Origin of the sequence: Anaerocolumna aminovalerica (assembly GCF_900115365.1) — a bacterium.
GTDB lineage: Bacteria > Bacillota > Clostridia > Lachnospirales > Lachnospiraceae > Anaerocolumna > Anaerocolumna aminovalerica.
On the sequence record NZ_FOWD01000003.1, the window covers coordinates 58,253 to 80,212 of the forward strand.

General features: G+C 33.5%; 18 protein-coding genes, 2 tRNA genes, 1 pseudogene and 1 riboswitch. Of the genes and pseudogenes, 7 read left to right on the forward strand and 14 right to left on the reverse strand.

Going from position 1 to position 21,960, the window contains the following annotated elements:
• Positions 1-88 precede the first annotated feature (88 nt).
• The gene (locus BM183_RS21605; RefSeq protein WP_418884214.1) at positions 89-235 is read right to left on the reverse strand and encodes a capping complex subunit for YIEGIA; all 147 of its coding nucleotides are present in this window, start codon (positions 233-235) and stop codon (positions 89-91) included.
• 205 nt (positions 236-440) lie between these two features.
• Between BM183_RS21605 and BM183_RS21345 the strand changes: the two genes are divergently transcribed.
• The 4 genes and pseudogenes from BM183_RS21345 (at position 441) to BM183_RS02380 (ending at position 4,087) form a co-directional block, all read left to right on the forward strand.
• Entirely contained in the window at positions 441-965 is a 525-nt protein-coding gene (locus tag BM183_RS21345; protein WP_330392291.1) for a xanthine dehydrogenase family protein molybdopterin-binding subunit, read from the forward strand.
• Between the two features lie 12 nt (positions 966-977).
• Positions 978-2,774: pseudogene (locus BM183_RS21580) on the forward strand (xanthine dehydrogenase family protein molybdopterin-binding subunit); the annotation flags it as partial.
• Positions 2,764-3,609 (forward strand): FAD binding domain-containing protein, encoded by an 846-nt coding sequence (locus BM183_RS02375; protein ID WP_091684177.1) that lies wholly within the window; start codon positions 2,764-2,766, stop codon positions 3,607-3,609. The pseudogene BM183_RS21580 and the gene BM183_RS02375, both read left to right, overlap by 11 nt.
• A complete protein-coding gene (locus BM183_RS02380) occupies positions 3,593-4,087 on the forward strand; it encodes a (2Fe-2S)-binding protein (protein ID WP_091684178.1) in 495 nt (164 codons plus the stop codon). Before BM183_RS02375 ends, BM183_RS02380 begins: the two co-directional genes overlap by 17 nt.
• Before the next feature lie 108 nt (positions 4,088-4,195).
• Here the strand turns inward: BM183_RS02380 and pdaA are convergent, their stop codons facing one another.
• Positions 4,196-5,002: a delta-lactam-biosynthetic de-N-acetylase gene (gene pdaA, locus BM183_RS02385; protein ID WP_091684179.1), complete on the reverse strand. Its 807-nt coding sequence runs from the start codon at positions 5,000-5,002 to the stop codon at positions 4,196-4,198.
• A 352-nt stretch (positions 5,003-5,354) separates the two neighbouring features.
• Between pdaA and BM183_RS02390 the strand changes: the two genes are divergently transcribed.
• On the forward strand, positions 5,355-6,182 hold the full coding sequence (locus BM183_RS02390; RefSeq protein ID WP_091684180.1) for a DNA-formamidopyrimidine glycosylase family protein: 828 nt from the start codon (positions 5,355-5,357) through the stop codon (positions 6,180-6,182).
• Between the two features lie 84 nt (positions 6,183-6,266).
• Here BM183_RS02390 and BM183_RS02395 read toward each other — a convergent pair whose 3' ends face one another.
• The 3 genes from BM183_RS02395 to BM183_RS02405 all read right to left on the reverse strand — a co-directional run bounded on the left by BM183_RS02395 (position 6,267) and on the right by BM183_RS02405 (position 7,970).
• Positions 6,267-6,506 carry a hypothetical protein gene (locus BM183_RS02395; RefSeq protein ID WP_091684181.1) on the reverse strand — a complete coding sequence of 80 codons (240 nt, stop codon included), beginning with the start codon at positions 6,504-6,506 and terminating at the stop codon, positions 6,267-6,269.
• A 24-nt stretch (positions 6,507-6,530) separates the two neighbouring features.
• Positions 6,531-7,280, reverse strand: a complete 750-nt coding sequence (locus tag BM183_RS02400; protein ID WP_091684182.1) for a GNAT family N-acetyltransferase — start codon at positions 7,278-7,280, stop codon at positions 6,531-6,533.
• Between the two features lie 186 nt (positions 7,281-7,466).
• Complete coding sequence (locus BM183_RS02405) at positions 7,467-7,970, reverse strand: GreA/GreB family elongation factor (protein WP_091684314.1); 504 nt, start codon at positions 7,968-7,970, stop codon at positions 7,467-7,469.
• A gap of 484 nt (positions 7,971-8,454) precedes the next feature.
• On the opposite strand from BM183_RS02405, the gene BM183_RS02410 reads away from it, so the two are divergent.
• Positions 8,455-8,865 (forward strand): hypothetical protein, encoded by a 411-nt coding sequence (locus BM183_RS02410; protein ID WP_091684183.1) that lies wholly within the window; start codon positions 8,455-8,457, stop codon positions 8,863-8,865.
• 73 nt (positions 8,866-8,938) lie between these two features.
• Here BM183_RS02410 and argS read toward each other — a convergent pair whose 3' ends face one another.
• A complete protein-coding gene (argS, locus tag BM183_RS02415; protein ID WP_091684184.1) occupies positions 8,939-10,633 on the reverse strand; it encodes an arginine--tRNA ligase in 1,695 nt (564 codons plus the stop codon).
• 601 nt (positions 10,634-11,234) lie between these two features.
• Between argS and BM183_RS02420 the strand changes: the two genes are divergently transcribed.
• Complete coding sequence (locus tag BM183_RS02420) at positions 11,235-11,780, forward strand: histidine phosphatase family protein (RefSeq protein WP_091684185.1); 546 nt, start codon at positions 11,235-11,237, stop codon at positions 11,778-11,780.
• Positions 11,781-11,899: 119 nt separating this feature from the next.
• Here BM183_RS02420 and BM183_RS02425 read toward each other — a convergent pair whose 3' ends face one another.
• The 8 genes from BM183_RS02425 to BM183_RS02460 form a co-directional block, all read right to left on the reverse strand.
• The gene (locus BM183_RS02425; protein ID WP_091684186.1) at positions 11,900-13,606 is read right to left on the reverse strand and encodes a M3 family oligoendopeptidase; all 1,707 of its coding nucleotides are present in this window, start codon (positions 13,604-13,606) and stop codon (positions 11,900-11,902) included.
• A gap of 101 nt (positions 13,607-13,707) precedes the next feature.
• Complete coding sequence (locus BM183_RS02430; protein WP_091684187.1) at positions 13,708-14,892, reverse strand: cation:proton antiporter; 1,185 nt, start codon at positions 14,890-14,892, stop codon at positions 13,708-13,710.
• A 95-nt stretch (positions 14,893-14,987) separates the two neighbouring features.
• A riboswitch (Fluoride riboswitch) is annotated at positions 14,988-15,061 on the reverse strand.
• A gap of 38 nt (positions 15,062-15,099) precedes the next feature.
• Complete coding sequence (locus BM183_RS02435; protein WP_091684188.1) at positions 15,100-16,308, reverse strand: MFS transporter; 1,209 nt, start codon at positions 16,306-16,308, stop codon at positions 15,100-15,102.
• A gap of 43 nt (positions 16,309-16,351) precedes the next feature.
• Entirely contained in the window at positions 16,352-17,170 is an 819-nt protein-coding gene (locus BM183_RS02440) for an HAD family hydrolase (RefSeq protein WP_091684189.1), read from the reverse strand.
• Between the two features lie 206 nt (positions 17,171-17,376).
• Positions 17,377-17,458: transfer RNA gene (locus tag BM183_RS02445), tRNA-Tyr, on the reverse strand.
• 18 nt (positions 17,459-17,476) lie between these two features.
• Positions 17,477-17,548: transfer RNA gene (locus BM183_RS02450), tRNA-Glu, on the reverse strand.
• A gap of 198 nt (positions 17,549-17,746) precedes the next feature.
• Positions 17,747-20,671: a glycosyl hydrolase family 18 protein gene (locus BM183_RS02455; RefSeq protein ID WP_170847865.1), complete on the reverse strand. Its 2,925-nt coding sequence runs from the start codon at positions 20,669-20,671 to the stop codon at positions 17,747-17,749.
• Between the two features lie 769 nt (positions 20,672-21,440).
• Entirely contained in the window at positions 21,441-21,950 is a 510-nt protein-coding gene (locus BM183_RS02460) for a GNAT family N-acetyltransferase (protein ID WP_091684191.1), read from the reverse strand.
• Between the last annotated feature and the right edge of the window lie 10 nt (positions 21,951-21,960).

Genomic DNA, 21,960 nt, shown 5'->3' on the forward strand with positions numbered 1-21,960 from the left:
ACTGCATATAATTAAATTATTTACTTACATTTGTACTCTATCTAATTGTCCAAAGTACCCTGTCTCATTCCATTAACAGTAACAGTGCTCATCTACTAATTAAAATATAATCTCCATTTTTTAATTGTATAACGTCAGCCTTTAATGCAATTTCTAAATCCCTTATACACTGCTGCTTTTCGTTTTCATCAGTTATATATAGTGCCAGGGGGTTTCCAGTAATTACACTATCTATTTATCAGTTATATATACAAAAATCTCACGATTCTTCTCCACTTGAACCGCCTCCGATTTTAGTATTCATAATTGTATGGATTCCCCTACCATTTTATAACAATGTTGTTTCTTTGCAATTGCATGGCTATAAGAAAGCAGATGCATATTATCTTTAAATTAGTAAATAATCTAAATACTAAATAACAAATAAAGGAATTTAAGAGATGGGTACAACTATTAATGAAAATGTTCATCGTAAAGAATCTTGGGATAAAGTTACGGGCAATGCAAAATATACAGATGATTATCCTATTACAAAATGTCTCTGTGCTCGTTTGCTTACTTCTCCCCACCCTCATGCTAAAATAAAATTTATCAATATACTTAAGGCACAAAAATTAGAAGGTGTAAAAGCTATAATTACAGGTCATGATTTTCCAATATTAACAGGTCCCTTGTTAAAAGATCGGCCGCCTTTAGCTAAAGATATTGTAAGATATGCTGGAGAACCAGTTGCAATGGTTGTTGCTATTACAGAAGCAATTGCATTAAAAGCTGTTAGACTAATTGAGGTGGAATATGAAAAACTAACTCCAATATTTTCACCTATAAAAGCACTGGAAACTGATGCGCCCATATTACATCCATATCTATCTCAGTATACTAAAGTTCAAAAAGATATATATCCAATAGAGAATACTAACATAAGCTCTAAGTTTCAGATACGAAAAGGCGATATAGAAGAATGATTTAAAAAAAGTGATGTAATAATAGAACAATCATATCATTTACCACCATCTGATCACTTAGCTATGGAAATACGTACAGCCAGAGCAGAAATTTCAGCTGATGGGAAAGTGAAAATAGAAACCTCATCACAATCTCCCTTTTCAGTAATGAAACAAATTGGAAAATGCTTTAATATTGATGCTGGTAATATTGAAGTTCATGTTCCATTTGTTGGTGGTGCATTTGGTGGAAAAGCACCGGTTACCTTAGAAATATTAGCTTATATGGCCAGCTTTAAAGTAAATGGAACTCCGGTAAGGGTTATAATATCCCGGGAAGAAGATATGACTTCGGCTCCTTGCCGCCTTGGATTAGATGCAAAGATAATGCTTGGTGCAACCAAAGAAGGTAAAATAAATGCTGCTAAGCTAACTTTTTATTTAGATTCAGGTGCCTATGCAGATATTAGCCCGTATATGTCAAAATCTATTGCTGCTGATTGTACAGGTCCATATAATATAGAAAACTTATATTGTGACTCCTATTGTATTTACACCAATCGTACCTATTCGACCTCATATAGAGGCTTTGGACATCTATGCTATACCTATTGCATGGAATGTGCATTGGATATTCTGGCGAAACGGTGCGAAGTAGATCCTCTTGAATTAAGGTTAATTAATGCAATTAAACCCGGGAATCTAAGTCCAACACAAGTAATAAGTACCTTAAGTAATACTGGAAATATAACATCATGCTTACAAAAATTAAAGGAGGTCATTAATTGGAAAGGGCCTCAAATTAAGAAAATTGATAACGAAGTTATACGAACCACTGGTATTGCATGTTTATGGAAACAAGCTGTTCCGCCACCTGGTTCTGTATCCGGTGCTATCATTACTTTCAATTCAGATGGCAGCCTTAATTTAAACACTGGTAATGTTGAGATGGGAAGTGGCGGACAAACCATGCTTGCACATATGTTAGCTGATAAATTAAAAATGGATATAAAAAAAATTCATGTTAATTTTACTAAAGATACAAGGTTTAATCCAGAACACTATAAAACTGTGGCAAGTATAACTAACTATATGGCTGGAAATGCAGTAATGAAGGCTGCAGATGAAGTCCTTTCACAATTAAAGGAAATGGGAAGTGAAATATTTTCTTGCAGCCCTGAAGATATAGACGTAGCTGAAAGTAAAGTGTTTCGTAAAGATAATCCCCAAAGCTTTATTGACTTTAAAGATATTGTATTAGGATATAAGCCAGAAAATGAGAAAGTAATTGGACAGCCGGTTATAGCCAAAGGCACTTTTATATTGAAACAACTATCCTTATTAGACCCCAATACAGGTAAAGGAAAAAGTGGCCCATCATGGACAGTTGGGGCACAAGCTGTAGAGATAGAATTTAATATAAAAGATTATACTTATCGAATCGTAAATGCAACTACCGTTATGGATGTTGGAAAAATTGTTAATCCAGATGGAATGAAAGGTATAATCTATGGTGGAATGGCCATGGGATTAAGTATGGCTAGCCGTGAGGTTTATGACTATAATCAGGAAGGCAGATTAAAAACTCCTAATTTACGCACCTATAAATTATTGCATATTGGCCAAGAACCGTTATATCATGTTGAATTTATTGAAACCCCCCAATTAGATTCGCCATATGGTTCACGTAGTATATCTGAACATGGCATTATTGGAATACCTGCGGCTCTCTCAAATGCTCTATCCTTAGCTACCAATATTAATATTAATGAATTACCCTTAACACCAGAGTATTTATGGAGGCAGATGGAGGCTAAACATGATAGCTGATAATTTTATATATTGTAAACCAGAAACAAAAAAAGATGCTGTAAAAGCTTATGAAAAACTAAAAAAGGAAAGCAATAAAGTATTTTATTATGGTGGAGGCAGTGAAATTATCACTATGGCCAGGGCTGGCAGTAATGTACCTGATGCTGTAATTGACATTAAAGGTATACCAGAATGCAATGTTTTAGAGCTTAAAAATGATGTATTAATTATTGGTGGAGCGGTTTCACTTAATGATATTAATGAATCCAAGTTATTTCCTTTATTGGGTACTGCCGGTGCACGTATTGCTGATCATACAAATCAGTGTCGTATCACAGTAGGCGGGAATATTTGCGGAACAATTATATATAGAGAAACCGTACTTCCATTATTGCTTACAGATGCTAAAGTATCAATTTATGGTCCTGGCAGACGTAGAACTTTACCCTTAAATGAAATCTTTCATGAAAGAATTAAGTTAGACCAGGGGGAATTCATTTACCAAATAAAAGTCAAAAAAGAGATGACAGAAACACCTTTTATTCATGTAAAAAAGACAGCTAATGAAAAAATAGACTATCCACTTGTGACAGTTTGTGTTACCCAATATAAAGGCAGATTACGAATGGCATTTTCGGGAATTTGTTCCTACCCTTTTAGAAGTACAGATATTGAAGAAGTCATTAATAATCCGGAAATTTCTGTAGGAGATAAATTAAATCTGATTCATAATTTACTTCCTGAACCACCTTTGACAGATTATGAAGGTTCTGGTAAGTATAGAATATTTGTCATGAAAAATATTATTGAAAAGATTTTAGAAAGGTATCATAATAATGCTAAAATTCTATGATAATTTAACAGTAATAAATTTAGATGTCAATGGTGAATTAAGGAGTGTTACAGTACGTCCTTCTGATATACTTTTAGATGTATTAAGGGAACAATTAGGTTTAACAGGTGCTAAACCAGGCTGTAAAAATGGTGATTGCGGTACTTGTACGGTCTTATTAGATGGTATGCCTGTAAAATCCTGCTTAACTTTAGCTATCGAAACCATTGGTCATAAGATCTTAACCATTGAAGGGTTGGGAGGCATGGGAAGCCATACCCAAATTCAGGAAGCTTTTGTAGAATATAATGCATTTCAATGTGGCTATTGTACCTCTGGTTTTCTTATGGTCTGTCATGCCCTGATTAATAATAAACCTGAAGCTGATGAATATGAAATAGAGAAATGGCTGGAATCAAATATCTGCCGTTGCACAAGTTATCAAGAAATTAGAAGTGCTGTTGAAAGCGTTTTAAAAAATCAGCCTAAATATGTTTAATCCCACTTGGGAAAGAATGTATAATCTAAGATACCGCTTTTATAAAATTTAAGAGACGAACAAGTATTCACTGATTCGTCTCTTATTGACAACATATTCAACTTCGTTTTACTTACTTTGAACGATATCATCTAATGTTCCAAAGGTATACCCCATCTCTTTCCACTTCGTAATTAACTCATCCAGGATTTCAGAATTCGTCTTTGATGTACTATGAAGAAGAACGATTGCTCCCGGGTGGATTCTGCCAAGGAGCTTTTTAAATGCCTCTTCATGTGTAGGTTGTTTGTCGTTATACCAATCGACATAGGCAAGGCTCCAAAATATAGTTTTATATCCTAATTCTTGTGCCATTTTCATGTTATTTTCGCTATATATACCTTGAGGGGGCCGGTAATATTTTGTTAAATCTTTACCGGTAATTTCTTTATAAGCATTTTCTAAATCTTCGATTTCTTTACGAAAAGCTTCCATGGTAGAAATCTTTGACATATTTGGATGATTGTATGTATGATTTGCTACATTATGCCCTTCTTCTACCATTCTTTTTACCAAATCAGGGCTTGAGGTCATATAATTACCAACTAGAAAAAATGTGGCAGGTACGTTATGCTTTTTTAATGCATCAAGTATAGTTGGTGTGTAGCCATTCTCATATCCTGCGTCAAAAGTTAAATAAATAACTTTCTTATTGGCATCTCCGATATAGTACGCATCATATTTTTTTAGTTCGGTTGCTGTTGCATTGCCTGTAGGCGGCTGACCTTCCGTGGAAAAGCCAAGTCCCCAGTTTGATTCGTTTACTTTATCTTTACCATAGGCATGCACTAACATAGCGATTCCACCGCCAAGAAAATACATTACTGCAAAAAGTAAAATATAGATTACTGCTTTTTTCAATTTTATCCGTTCCATATAAATAAAACTCCAACAAGTGTTTATTATAGTATATTTGCCGGAACTCAGGGTAATTCCTTTATATGTTGTACTATTTAGAGATTTGTTGTTTTTCTGCTGCCTCTTAATGAATTTTATTAATTTACTTAGATTCTAGTACATTTTCTTGAAAATTCATAACTAATAATTTGAATTGCTTCAAAAAAGTAAGGAGTGATCAAGGATTAGTTTTGTTTGACAAGCAGTTTTATTTTGGTATAAAATAACATATAAGGAAAATAAATTTCTATAACAATTAAAGTAAGGTAAAGGCATATTTTTTATATTTTTTCGGAGTATTTAAAAACTAATAATAATCGGAGGCCTGTTTATGTTAGAATTTCCAGAAGTATTGACTATTGCAGAACAACTTAATAATCATGTGGTTGGGAAAAGAATCAATAACGTGTTACCGCCGTCTAAAGAGCACAAATTTTGCTGGTATAATGGAGAACCGGCCAAATATGACGCTGCAATAAAAGGAAGGGAAATTGAATCTGTAGAAGGGTTTGGAATTTTTGTTGAAATCACTTTCTCTAACGGTTATAAGCTATGTTTTAATGATGGTGTAAATGTAAGGCTGGAGTCCAGTGAGAAAGATTTGAAAAATTATCAATTACTAATTGAATTAGATGATAGCTCAAATTTAGTTTTCACGGTGGCAATGTATGGCGGAATTTTTCTTCACGATGGTAGTTATGATAATGAATATTATTTGAAAAGTAAACATGCAATTTCACCATTCTCACCAGAGTTTAAAGAGAAATACCATAAAATATTAATGGATAGCAAGCCTAATCTAAGTGCTAAAGCTTTTCTTGCCACTGAACAGCGCTTTCCCGGAATTGGTAATGGTGTATTACAGGATATTCTGTTTACAGCGGGTATTCACCCTAAGCGTAAAATTAGTACATTTAGTGATTCGGATAAAGAAAATTTATTGGATTGTATCATTACTGTTTTACAGGATATGGTTGAAAATGGTGGACGTGATATAGAAAAAGACATTTTTGGACGAAAAGGTGGTTATAAGGTATGTATGTCAAAAAACACCATTAAATCAAATTGTCCAAAGTGCGGAGGGCAAATTATAAAAGAGTCATATCTTGGAGGCTCTGTCTATTACTGCCCTTTATGTCAACCACTTATTAAAGAATAAGGCTATAATGGACATATCATATAAAACAACTTAATCTTCATTCCCTGTCTGATAAGGAATTTTATAGTTGCCATAAAATCATTATCAGACAGGGAATGTTTTGCTAAATCTTAAACACAAAAATAGCATAAGTCTTATCATTTCCATAACTCTTAAATAATTAATTACTACTAAATCATTTCTTAATTCAGACTTATCAAGTGCCTTTAAAACATTAATTTCGTCTATGATGTTACAACATTTTGCAGTAAGTCTTTCTCTATCATGAGGTTTATGTACAGGTGGATTGAGTATTATTCCTTTTCTATAGAATTCATCTTCCATTCTTCCCCCATAGCAAATTACCTGTTAAGTCCTGCTTGTGCTGACTAATTCCGCCCATGCAGGATAAAATCCGGCATTAAGAGCAATATTTTGTGAATGAAAATGTGAACTTGCAGTACCGTAAAAAGGTACTTTCCCTCGTTTTAAGATTTCATTTTTTAATAGTGTAACCAGGTATGTCCCTATTCCTCTGCCTCTGTATTCCGGAATGACATCAATACCAATCTGCCACATAGTATTACTGTCGGTACTGGCACCAGCCATACCCATTATGTTAACTCCATCAAATGCAGCAACTGAAAGCACATCTGGATGGTTTTTATCATAAGCAAAGGCTTGCTTAAATCTATTATCACCTTTAAATTGCATTATCTCTTCCTCTTCATACCATTTCGTGCTGGCAATAGGCTTGATTTCTGATATGTTTGGTCTTGGAAGATAATAATAATGGATATCTTCTATTTCATGTCCATATTCTTGCAGCTTTTTATCAATTGTTCGCAGCTTGGGATACTCAAAAAGCCAAGCCGTATTACTATTTAACAAGTTTTCTTCACACCATGGTATCATCGAAGATTCCGTACATATAATTGCTTTGTTGCCAAAACAAAGTATTTTAAAAAAGCATCCATCACTTATATAAATACGTCTGCCCTCCAAGAGGCCATTTTTAACTATAGTATTTTTATCTTTTTCAAAATCAGATAATTGACAATTATAATCCAGTGCTAATTGTGTCTTAGTAATTTGTAAAATTTGTTCGTTTGTATACATATCAGTACCTCATATTTAAATTTTATTTTGAATGGATATTAGAATTATACCACATATATGGGATTAAAATATCCAACATTTATATTGATATTTTTTAAATCCAAGTTTATTTGAAAAGGAATTGTATTCTTGCTATTAACCTAATAGTACTTTGCTCTTTGAATTAATTCCAAATTCACTGCATTATTAATATTTATTTAACTCATCTGTACCGTCATCTTCTATTTTTTCTATCTTGCGGATAATAACGTCATAGGAATAGTTATCGTTGATTCTGACATTTACCTTATCATTAACTTTATGATGCAGGAGAGCTTTTCCAAGAGGAGAGTCAATACTAATTCGTTTCTTAATTGAATTTGACCTGACGGTGGTTACAATCTTGTAAGTTACTTCTTCATCATCTTCAGGTATAAAGACGGTAACAAGAGTATTAAGTCCAACTTCATCATCTTCCCCATCCTCAGATATTATATGGGCTGTTTTTATCATTTTCTCAAGGTATCTTATTCTGCTTTCGTTTTGATTCTTAAATTGTTTTGCTGCTTTATATTCAAAATTCTCGCTTAAATCACCATGTGCTCTTGCTTCTTGTACATCCTGTAATGCTTTCTTCCTCACCACAAGTTTTCGATGTTCAATTTCTTCTTCCATTCTTTTTACGTCTTTTTCTGTTATTCTATCATACATATTTATTTTCTCCGTTTTTAATAATTTTTGTGAAAAGCTAGTTTTTAAGATAATAAAATTTATGTACATGATTCAGGTATCCAATCGGTATTTACAATCAACCATGTAAATATTTCATTCCGTTTTTATTATATCATGAACATAAAGCTTGTTCATGATCCTGGCACTCCATTCAGAAAATACAAGCAAGCTTGCATTTCCTCATTCCGTTTTTATTATATCATGAACGTAAAGCTTGTTCATGATCTTGGCACTCCATTCAGAAAATACAAGCAAGCTTGCATTTTCCTCATTCCGTTTTTATTATATCATACCTTCGAATAAATTTGATAAATAAAAGGTTCTTATTTTCTACAAAAATATGTAGTAAATTCTACAATCCCTTTCATAGTAACTTTTGTTATGGTATACTTAAAGAATCAAAATATATATACCTCTGGAATGTATATTCAATTATGATATTCTTAATCATGGGGGCGTAATTATGGAAGATTTGCTTACTTTATTAAATGTGTTACAAGCTAAAAGAAAATTTTTCTTACCTTTTTTAGCATTTTGTTGGATTTTTATTACATGTTTTTTGTTCCCTCAACCATTTATTAATAAAGGTAATTCCTCAATCTTATTTAATGGATTAATAATTTATGCATATTCAATAGCATGCCTTATGCTATTAGGCATGATAAATATAAATAGAGTTTGGGTGGTATTCTTATTTGTAATGGCAGCGGATGCAATCGGAATAGGAAGTCGTTATATATTAGAATACGGGGAAGTCTCCAATGAAATTAATTTTACCTTATCTTCCACATTAGGATATTTGTTAATAATTCCGTTTACTACTACATTGATATACTTATTAATGTACAGTTTTAAAAGGTGGTTTAAATTATAAATAAATGCAAAATAACAAGGAAAGTTGTTGTCCAAGTCAGGGTACCCAAAAAGGTACCCTGTTTTATTTCTAATTACATTTCTTCCGGACACTGTATCCCTAATAATTCCATGGCTTCCTTCATAACCTTCTGAGCTGCAAATACAAGGCATAAACGTGCCAGCCTAATCTTATATTCCGAATTAATAATGGAACAATTGTGATAGAACTTATTAAATTCTTGCGCTAATCCTATAACATATCGGGCGATTATACTTGGCTCATATGAATCTGCTGCATACAAAACAGCTTTAGGATAATCATTTAATTTCTTTACTAACTGAAAACTGGTATCTTCATTAAGAGGAGAAAAATCAATGTCCAGACTTGATACATAGTCAGGATTCTTTCTTAATATACTTTTAGCACGTGCGTAAGTATATTGAACATATGGACCGGTGGAACCTTCAAAACTAAGGACTTCATCCCAGGAAAAGTCTATATTTTTTATCCGTTGATGAAATAAATCATGAAATATAATTGCTCCAATTCCAACCATCTTAGCTGTTTTCTCTTTGTTTTGCAAATTAGGATTCCTGGTTTCTATAGCTTTTTCTGCTCTTAAAATAGCTTCCTTTAAAAGCTCTTCCGCATAAACAATATTACCACTGCGTGTGGATAATTTTTCACCGGATATACTTACCAGGCCATATGGTATATGGATTAATCCATTGCTCCAATCATAACCCATCATGTCAATTACTTTAAAAACCTGAGCAAAATGAAGTTTTTGCTCTAAGCCAGTAACATACAAGCATTTTGTAAAGTGAAAGGTTTTTTTCCTATACAATATGGCGGCTAAATCTCTTGATGGATAAATGGAGCTGCCATCACTTTTTGTAATCAAGCATGGAGCCATATTGTATTTATCTAAATTGACAATTTTAGCTCCCTGGCTTTCTTCTAATAGATTCTTATGTGTCAATTCCTTAACAACTGCAGAAACTTTATCCATATAAAAACTTTCTCCGGTAAAACTATCAAATTCTACGCCAAGCAATTGGTAGATATGGTTAAATTGGATCATACTGATTTCCTTAAACCAATCCCATATATTAAGAGCTTCCTCATCTCCTTGTTCCATTTTTAGAAACCAGGAGCGCGCCTCCTCATTAAGTTTAGGATTATCTTTTGCTTCCTTATGAAATAGTATATAGATTCGTAATAATTCATTGATACCTTCTTTTTCTACTTTTTCCCTGCTGCTCCAATTCTTATAAGCCAGGATTAGTTTACCAAACTGGGTTCCCCAATCCCCTAAGTGGTTGATTCTAACAACTTTATATCCAAGTTTTTCGTATATCTTATACAGAGAATTACCTATTACGGTAGTTCTTAAATGTCCCACGTGAAAATTTTTCGCAATATTGGGAGAAGAATAATCAATGCATATAGTTTGATTTCTGCCAATGGATCTGCTAATATAAGTTTCATTCATTATTTGCTCTAAGACTATTTTTATATAGTAATTTCTTTGGACGAAAATATTTAGATATCCATTGAATACTTCTGTTTTATCAATGAATGGGATGTTAGCAGAATCAATATATTGTTTAATATCTTCTGCAATATTTGTTGGGTTCTTATGATATATCTTGGCTAAAGGAAAACATGGTAATGCATAATCACCCATAGTACTGTTAGGTGGTATTTCTATTAATGATGCTATGGTTTCTTCTGGTATTTCCGATGCATAATTTGCAATTAATTTGCTAATCTCTTTTATCATATAATTCCTCCTAAAAAAGTATAAAAAAAACCGTAATAGAATTTGCATAAAGCTAATCTATTACGGCTCATGATAAGGATAAAATAACTTCACTAACCGCATAGAAACAAGACGTTTACTCCTGTAACTATGCTGGTACCTTCATAATTACAAGAGCTTACGTCTGTCTCTACGTCTTAAATTACTTAGAACTAGTGATGTCATTTTACCATTTCCTTTCCGTTATTTGATATATATTACCATCATATATGGTTAGTGTCAACTATAAACTATATAATTATATATGGTTATCATATCTAATAAGAATAAAGTATATAATGCGGTAGCTGCTGCTTCCATCATCCTTTGGAACCACCATGAAACCACCGACTTGATATCTTCCATGAAAAATATAAGAATATCATTATCAAGTCTGGTGAAGTTTATTCAGAAGGTATCCTGGAATATACTGATCTGCCCACCAAACTTTTTAACATATGTATAGTTACTGGAATATTTTATCCAATAATGTTTAAACAATATAATTTAGTATTGCAATTCAACATTATAAAGTCGCATCATATAGTAGTATAATATAAAAAAATAGTAAGGAGTTAATGAGGTGGACGAATCTTTGTTAGATTTACTTAGAGAAGGTGGGTATATACTGTATGCCAGACATGGGGATGCAACTGTTGGAGATGATCAGCCTAATTTAGATTTTCATTACTGCTTTACCCAAAGAAATCTTTCTGAAACCGGAGAAATGCAAGGAGTTTATTATGGAGATAGTTTACGTAAATTACATATTCCAATTAGTTATCCCATAATAGCAAGCCCTTATTGTCGAACTATAGGAACTGCCCAGCTGGCCTTTGGATGGAGAAATATTCAAGTTGATCCATTTTGGGCAGAAATTAATAGATTAAGTGAAAAATTATCTAGTGAAGAACAAAAAAGAATATTAGATATTCTTACATCAAAGTTAGAAATCATACCTCCTCTAGGAACGAATAAGGTAATCATCGCTCATAGTTTTCCAGATGATATTGGATTAGGCCAAATCCCTTATATGGGAACTGTAGTTGTTAAACCACTTGGGCCAGGAAATGGGTATGATATTGTGGGTAGATTTTCTTTAGAAGATATAATGAAATACGATCAATAAAAAATAACGCTGTAGAAGAAGTGTATCAAAATAAAGTAAAAATTGAACTGAACCAGAGCATTGAATTTATATACAATGTTTTGGTTCAGTTCAAGTAACACTTTAAAAGACCTAAAAGTTTAATTCATTTTCTCTATTTCCTTCAAAAGAATATCCTTAGCGGTAGATATTGCCCTTGCTACACTTCCTTCTTCAAAAGGTACAGATAGATTCGCAACTTTTAATAGTTCCAGATAACTCTTGCTAGAACCTGCTTTACATAGATTCAGATAATCCTGCCAAGCCTCTTTAGGGTTTTCCATATACCGTTTCTTAAATTCCATAGCACCCATTGTGGTAAGAGTATAATTAATATAATAGAATGGGTATAGGAATATATGAAGCTTGTGATACCAGTAACCGCCGCGATCCATGAATTCATCATCCTCGTATTTACGCCAGGGCATATACTTCTTCTCTAATTTATGCCATTCCAGGGTACGTTCTTTCGGTGTTAATTCCGGATGCTCATATACAATATGCTGGAATTCATCTACTGCAACACCAAATGGTACGAAGGTCATTGCCTCCTGTAAATGAGCAAATCGGAATTTATCAGCATCTTTTCCAAAGAACTGTTCTGCATAAGGATATGAAAATTGTTCCATAGACATAGAGTGAATCTCCGCAATATCTGTACCCCCCATGTAATATAGAGAAGTTTTCTGATTTCGCATGGATTCATATCCTGCAAACGCATGGCCAAGCTCATGTGTTAACACCTGCATATCAAAGATAGTATGGTTAAAGCAGGAAAATACAAAGGGGGCTTTATAGGAAGCTAGAACAGTCATATATCCTGTAGAAGCTTTATTGGGTTTATTTTTAAGATCCATTAAATCATGATCTATCATAAAATCAATAAATTCACCAGTTTCCGGACTTAGATCATGATACATTTTCTGCGCTTCTTTTACCAGATAATCATCATCTCCGATTGGTTGTGCATTGCCATCTGGATATATGAATTTCTCATCATATACTTTTATTTTATCTACGCCAATACGTTTTGCTTGAGCTTCATATAGTTTCTCGCATAGAGGAACAATTTCTTTCCGAACTTGTTCACGGAAAGCAGCTACTTCTTTTATTCCATAGTCACTACGTTGTTGTTGTATATAACCTAGTGGAATAAAATTTTCATATCCTAATGCTTTACCCATTTCATTTCTGATCTTAACAAGTTCGGCAAAGATTTCTTCCATCTCTTCCTCGTTGCTGTGATAAAAGTCAGAATATGCTTTAAATGCCGCTTTTCTTACGCTTCTGTCCGGATTTTCAAAGTATTTTTGAACACCATATAGGTTTAAGGTCTGGCCATCAAATGGAATCTGTGCAGTAGCCATTAACTTCTGATATCTTTGTTTTAATTTAGCTTCCTTTTGCAGGTATGGAATTAATTCTTCCTTGAATTGATCCACTTGGCGCCTTATACTAATTAGAAATTCTTTACCATATTCTTCGGTTATTTCATTTGTAAAATTACAATTTAACAGCGCTTTATAGAACTCAGTTGAACTAGCAGCAGCTTCTGCACTTTTTTCATCATTATATTCTACTTCTTTTTCATAAAAATCATCAGTAGTATTTAGTGTATTACGAATATACGCTATGGTAGTCATATCACTTACAGAGACTGAAAGTTCATCTGCTTGCTTTATAGTATGTTGAATTTCTTCATAGCTTTTGGCGCTTTTAACTTGCTCCGTCAGTTTCTGAAAGTCTGTTTTATACTGCTCAAAGTCTGGACGCACGTATTCAATCGTAGAAAATTTAAAGTTTTTCATAATTACTCTCCTTCTTGTCTTTTCTAATGAATGTAAAAATTACCATTAGTGTTATTTTATCAGTAATAATGATATATAACAAGTTATTTTAAACAGTAAATTTAATTCTTTGCAGATACTAAAAGTCTTTTGTATGTCATATCTATACCAATTGCACCTAAAGGAGCTGTAATTAAAATAGCCAAAACAGCAACAGTTAAGATAATCTGGCCGCAGTTAAGACCCATTGCCAAAGGTACTCCGCCGATGGCAGCCTGAACAGTAGCCTTAGGCAAATAGGCAATCATACAGAATACCCTTTCATTTCGTGTTAAATTTGTTTTTAATAAACAAAGCAATACACCAATCATTCGAAAAACAAGAACACCAAATATTAAGAGAATAGCGGAAATACTTGCGGTAAGAGCATATCGGATATTGACAATGGAGCCTACTAAAACAAATAATAAGGTTTCTGCTGCCACCCATAACTTTGCATATTTTACTGATAACCGATTTGCTGCCACTTGGCGTTTTTTTTGTAATGCTATACCAATACTCATGACAGCAAGGAGTCCGGAGAATGGAATTATAGTCTTTATGAGATTTTCCAAAGCAACCATTAAAAAAGAAATACTTAATAAAATGATCACTTTAACAGAATCTCGCATGTGGAACTGTTTAAAGAAGATTGCCAACAAAGTTCCTAAGAGGATACCAAGGATAATACCAGTGATGATAGATACTGGAATCTGTATAAAATCAACAGGTGATATTTTTGCACCTTGAGATAAACCGATAAAAGCGGTGAACATAACAATTACAAAAACATCATCTACGGAGGCACCTGCCAAAATAAGCTGTGGAATATTTTTATCTTTACCATATCCATTTTCCATAAGTATAAGCATCTTAGGAACAATAACTGCCGGTGATACGGCCCCAAGAACAGCACCCATAATAGCTGCTTCAAGAATGGTAATTCCCAGTAGTCTTGGTGCAAGTATAATCATACCTAATATTTCAAAAGAAGCAGGAACAAAGCACATTAGGATAGCGGGTCTCCCAACTTTCTTTAAATCATTGATATCCAACGACAACCCTGCTCTGGTTAAAATAATAATTAAAGCAATTTGCCTTAAATCTGCCGATATTTCCAGCATGGTAGGATCAATCAGATTTAGTGCATAAGGGCCTAAAAGTATACCGGTAACCAGCATTCCTAAAAGCCTTGGCAATTTTATTTTTTGAAATATCCAACCAAGTGACATTCCAAGTAAAAATATTAGTGCTAAACTTGTAAGCATTATTTTCCTCCTGTAAGTAAAATTATTGTCTCGTCCGACAAGATAGTTTTAGTTTATAATCCTTAGATAAACAAAAAAAGCTGATAACCCCTGTAATTAATACAGAAGTCATCAGCATAAATGCAGTTTAGGTTAAAAACCATGGGAGTACTTCATTCCCGAGATAAGTATAACAAAATTATTTGAACAATACAAGCATTATTCAAATTATTCTGAGCCCAATGCTTCAACTGTATCTTTTTGGACTTCATTTTTTCTATGCTTTAGTATTTTATTCATCATTTCTGAGGAAACCAACATTATTGCAACAAGGAATAATAAAAATGCAGGAAACCATTGAAAACCGATGAGTTTTGATAGTAGTCCAAATAAAGGTGACATGAAAGTACCTCCCACATAGGCTACTGCCATTTGAATTCCCATAATCCCCTGGGAGATTTCCTTACCAAATCTATTTGGCGTTTCATGTAACATAGCCGGGTAGATTGGTGCACATCCAAGCCCAATGAGAATAAAGGCAAACATCTGGAATATATCAAAAAGTGGTAAAGCAAGCAAAGCTACTCCAATTAGAATAATAATTTGTCCAAGGCGAATAAGAGTTTTATTATTCATCTTTAGGCTTAAAAAGCCGGATAAGAACCTTCCGATTGTAATTCCCAAATAATATAAAGATATCCATCTTGCTGCAACTTCAGCAGAAATACCTTTAGCAGTAACCAGATAGGAACTTCCCCATAAACCGGCTGTTGCTTCAATTGCACAATAACAAAAGAAACTTGTTAAGGCAGGTTTTGCTCCTGGTAAACTAATTAATTTGGATATTTTAATATCTATAGAATCCGTTGTCTGTTCTGTCTCTTCCTGTTGGAATTTCTTCCAAAGGGGCAAAGAAAGTATCAAACAAGCTACCAATATAATTTGCAGGATTGCAATTGCACCATAACCCATTCTCCAGTTATTGTTCTTTCGTATGAAAAATGACATAATAAGTGGTCCGGCAGTGGCTCCGATTCCCCAGAAACAGTGGAGCCAATTCATATGTTTTGCTTTATAATGCAGGGCTACAAAGTTATTTAATGCAGAATCCACTGCTCCTGCACCAATTCCTAAAGGAATTCCGCATAAGCAAATCCATAGAAAGCCTGGAGAAAAATATGTACCTGCTAAACCGGCAGCCGTTAAAAATACACTTACAGCAGTAATTTTACCGGTTCCAAATCTTTTAATTAACTTTCCGCTAAAAAAGCTGGATAAAATAGTCCCTCCGGATATAATCATAGTTACGATACCAGCATAAGAAATGGAAACTTGAAAATCTTTATGTATAATTGGCCATGCCGGTCCTAATAAGGAATCCGGTAAACCTAAACTGATAAACGCAATGTAAATAATAACAAGTAACAGTGTTGCCATAATAAACTCCTTTGTTTATATTTTAATTCGGTATGAAATATAATTATAACTTTATTTTTGGCAAAAAGTTGTTAATCACATCTTCAATAGCATGTTCATTGTTGCTGCGGGTTATGAATTTTGCTATTTTCTTTATTTCATCCAAAGCATTGGATGGTGCAAAGCTAATATGAGCATTACTTAATAATTCTATATCATTATTAAAATCACCAATGGCACAAATAATACGGTTATTAAATTGGGGAAGTTCTTTTATCAAATTCAGAGCGGAGCCTTTATTAATGCCTTTTGGCAGTATTTCTAAGAATTCATCAGAAGAAAATACAAAATCCACTTGATTTGAAAAATTACTACTTAAGAATGCATCCAGAATTATTTCTAAACCTTCTTTTTGGCCTTGAAATAAGACTTTTAACCAGTCTTCTTCCCAGGCAATATCCAAATTACTAATTTTGCAGGGTTTATGATTGGAAATAAAATCGTGATTCATGGTATCTAAGGAAGATATAAACAGATTCTCATATTCTGTATACACTTGGATATTAACTTCCGGCATATCCTTTATAATCCATGACAGCATCTTATCAATATTTTTTTTATCTAATGTGAATGTTTTAATATAAGAATCTTTCCTAAAGTCATAAATACCGCTTCCGTTGTAGAGTATGGAGGGGGCGTTGATTACTATATCAGGTAAAATACTTTTTACTTTATATTGTGTCCTTCCGGTAGATACGGCAAATAAGCCTCCACCTTCTTCAAATTTACAAATGGCTTCTTTATTCTCCTCTGAAACCATGGTTTGTGAATTAAATAAAGTACCGTCTAAGTCACTAAATAGAGCAAAACTACTATAATCCATTGGCAAATCTCCTTATGCTTGTATCTTTGATGTGGTTTTAATAGTGTCCAGGCTATTCCATTTTTAGAATTTTATAACATTACGATATGAATTATATCATAAAAAGTTTTGGAAAAACACCTGTTATTTACCTGTTGTTTAAAAAAGAATATAAAAAAAGCTCTGAACTCATTCAGGGCATTCATTTCTTCCGATTAAATTATGAGTGGATGGAGAAGGATTCGAACCTTCGAAAGCGTCGCTAACAGATTTACAGTCTGCCCCCTTTGGCCACTCGGGAACCCATCCATATTAAAACATAAAAAATGACTCCAAGGGGATTTGAACCCCTGTTACCGCCGTGAAAGGGCGGTGTCTTAACCGCTTGACCATGGAGCCGTTTTGCCGAGCAACAAAATGAATTCTAACATGTTAAGAACATATTGTCAACACTTTTTTTAAACTTTTTTATAATTTATAAATTCTAATAATAAATTTAACCTATAATTTTAATTCTTCTCTTTACTTTTGCGGTATTCTATTTAGCAGAAAAGGAGTAGGATTCGAAGGAATCCTACTCCTTATTGACAATGTTTATTAATTACTATTTAATCTAACAACATCTCCAATTGTTTTTAACAGACTCTTACTCATATCAGTAGTATCTTGACTGATTTCCCAAATCATAATTCCACCAACATTATCACAAGCCCACTGTGCTTTCTTTGTTATGGTTGGAATTCCATTATAATGAGCTTGTAATCCATTAATTACTGAAACATCAGTGTTATATGCATTAGGGTTAGCCTCAAGAATTGCTTCATAAGATGCCCACGATGGTCTACCATAGAAAGGTACGCCTAATACAACTTTGTTAGCAGGCATATTTCTAGTATTCTTCCAGTAGTTGGCAGAGTTAACAGCAAACTCATAGGAAGAATGTCTTTCTCCATCTCCTCCATCATATGCCATAACATTGATAAAATCTACGGCATTAAGTACTGCATCTGTATGAGCAGCTGAATCGTAATAGATGTTTCCATCAGGGGTGGCACCACTTAAAACAGCCGATGTTAATAACATATTTTCTTTTTTAAGTTCAGTACTTAAATATAGCATAAGTTCTTCATATTGATCTTGGGTAGTGCCAGTTCTAGGATGCTCCCAATCCATATCTACTCCATCAAACCCATACTGTTTGGCCATAGAAACTATTGCATCGCCAAACTTTTTAATTTTTGCAGGAGAATTCGTAGCTGCTATGAAAGTGTTTTCTAAAGGTATATCATTGTAAGACCAGCCCCCAACTGCAATAAGTACTTTAACTCCATTTTGATGAGCCTCATTAATTATTCTGGCTGCTGTTTCTGGGTTTGACAGTGGAAGAAGACCTCCATCAGTAGTAGGAATAGCAAATGCATAGTTTATATGAGTTAAGTTATTGTACTGTATCCTATCTACTTTATTAGGTTCCCAACTTGGATAATATCCTACAATTTTAAGATCTGTAGTTCCTGGATTAGGTTCTACTTCATCAGAACTAATCTTTTTCCATACTCCCCATTGTCCGGTAGTTCCTGGTTCTTCTCCTTGAGTCCACCATTTTGCTTCCCATATAGATCCATTATGAGATACTCTATCTCCACCGTTATAAACTTTACTATGTTCCCATGGAGCAACGTCCGCAAAAGGTTCTATGAGTTCTGAAGGCTTTACTGATTCTATAGAATTAACTGGTACGATTGGAATGGGAACACTAGTTTCAATTTGTTTCCATACTCCCCATTGTCCAGTAGTCCCTGGTTCCTCTCCTTGAGTCCACCATTTTGCTTCCCATATAGATCCATTATGAGATACCCTGTCGCCGCCGTTATAGCTTTTTGAGCTTTCCCATGGAGCATACTCTGGATCTACTGGATCTACTGGATCTACTGGATCAACAGGATCTACAGGATCAGTTGGAACAAACCCATTGGCAAAAACATCATTAATCTTATTCACTAAAGGGCTGTTAATTATTGACCATTTTTTAAGCTTGCTGCCATAGTTGGTTACCGTTCCACTTAACTCAACATCTCCATATCCCGTCCAAATAATTGTTCCAGCTAAGTTTTTATCTTTAATATATTGTGCCTTATAACCAATAGACTCTTCATCATCATAACTTAAGAAAAAGTTATTTTTAGTCAGATAAGGAACCTTTGCCTGAGCGTCCCAGTGCTTCGTCCAACCACTGTTAGACTGAAGTGCAGTTTTCTTAATATAATTAAAATTTGGAGTTCCATCATATACATCTCTAGCCCAATTAGTAAAATCTGCACAAGTCATAATCGGACCATCAGGCTGTATAGTTTCAGCTCTTTTTACAGTCTTTTTATTAAGTGCTGCTGCACCATCTGTTATGAATCCTCTGCCATAGAAAGGGATTCCCATATTAACTTTATTTAGATTTACACCTTTTTGCACTAGGTATTGATACAAATAATCCCAATTAAAATTAGGAGCCTCTGCATTGGGATATCCATATAATGGTGCATTGTGGCCTGTTTTATCTGACCAGCCACCATTAAAATCATATGTCATGAAATTATAATAATCTACGTACTTATTAACTTCGTTCCAATTAAAACCTTCAAGTTTTCTTGTATCTGCTGAGAAACATGAAGTAATTAGCTTGTTGTTCCCAATAGCTTGTCTAATTTCTTTAGTTAAAGTAATAAAATTATTATAATCCATTTCCGATCCGGTAAAGTTCATACCAGAAAATGGTCCGGGATATTCCCAATCAAGATCGATTCCATCAAAACCTAATTGAATTAATCGTACACAATCTTGGATAAATTTTGCTCTCTTTACCGGATCAGCCGCAATTTCCGGAAAATGCTTGCACATACTCCATCCACCAATTGAGGCCATCACCTTAACACCATTTTGTTTTGCTAATTCCAATACTCCTGGTGCACCACCATCTTTTTTAAGAGGCATTGGTAAAGGTTGGTTGTATAATCCCCAACTAGGTTTTGACCAGGTATTACCCCATTCCACTACATCAAAACCCTGTTCCTTAGCTCGTCTTGCAATATCAGCATTAATTGAGTATACCGGTTCTAATTCACCAAATAGAATAAATAAATCCCAGCTACTGTATATATCAGTATTGAACATTGGAGCTGGCTGTTGTTGCACACCCTCTTTATAAATATTTTTATTCCGATAATCTCCACTATGTAAGGAACCATCATTAGCCACTCCAAAGAATGAATAATTTAAAATGGTGTATTTCGAATAGTCAATATTTAAATGAGTTAAAGCTCCTTCAGATGGCAAGCCCGCATTTGATCCTTTCCATGCATCCCATTGGGTTATATATCCTATGACCTGCTTGTTATGGTCTCTAGTTGTTGCTCCGCTATTAGCTTCTACATAAGTCTTACCCGGTAATCCTGTTAAGATTAAACTAACAACTAACAAAGCCTTGAATATAGATTTTAAAAATAAATTTTTCCTCTTATTATTTAGCATTATATTCTCCTTTCTTGTCTTCATAACATTAATTATTTACTAACTTAAATATTACTGAAAAAACTAAAACCATTTGCGGTACTAGATTATATACACCTCCTCTTTAAATATTTACTTTTATTTTTTTCAGTCCACCTCCTTATCTAGGTACTGTTTTTTGATATATTTTGCTCACACTGAGTTGACTACCTCATCACTTAATTACTGCTTTTGATCTATTCTCCATCTCTTTTTCATATATCCAAGCGCTACTTACAAATCCTCTAATCATAGAATGTGATTTAAAGAAGATTTATTAATTTAGTTATTTTTAGTAGTCCAATAATGGCTCAATATTTATGTATTCATGTTGGGAAGACGCATTTTCTGAATGGTATGTAAAGCTATAAAATCATAATAAAAAGAAAATTTACTGAAAAATTATAATATTAATTAGTTACTATTTAATTCGTTACTTTAATAATTCGTTACCATATTAATTAGTTACTATTTATAGAATTTTTTAGTAATTTTAGAAATATTATTATAAATATAGCATAATTTAACATTTTGTAAATGTACTATATTTGCCATATTTTGAATTTTCTTGCTTTGTTATCCTCTTTCTATTTGTAAAATTGTTATAAATAAAACTCTTATACTATGATAATCGAAACATTAATTCATGAACACTAAAAGATATACTATGGTAATAAAAAAGCACCTTCTCTTTGAAGATGCCATATTATTCAAGCAACATGCAGTTACCATTAAATTTAGAGCTCACGATTTACAATTGATGCTTATAGAGAATGTGCCGGTCCAGGCCGCCATATTTTTTTACTGTAGTAATAATGCTATAATTAAGACGGATAAAGTTATTTAGGCTATACTGATTATCCGGGTGTACTGTTGCAAAAAAGTATTGATAAGGAGTTTCTTTTAAAATTTCTTCTGCTGCTTCCATAAGTTTTAATTGAAGTTTCTTACCTTGATAATCTTTACTTATTACCACTGTTTTCATATGTGCTGCATGTATCATCTGTTCTTTTGTAAGGTTTAGATATCCCCCTAAATTATCTTCTGACTGGTTAGGAAATCTTACAATTAGAAAACCTGCAAGGGTTTGATTATCTGATGCCTTTAATATAAAGCCCTCCCGGTCTATATGCCTAGTTATAAAATCTGGTTCGTCCATACAAAACCAGGAGGGATCTTCCAGGTATTTGCTGGCTTCCTTATTTAAGTGTGTAATGGCCCCGATATCCTGATAGTCTGCTTTTTTGATCTCAATATTCATATATCCTCGT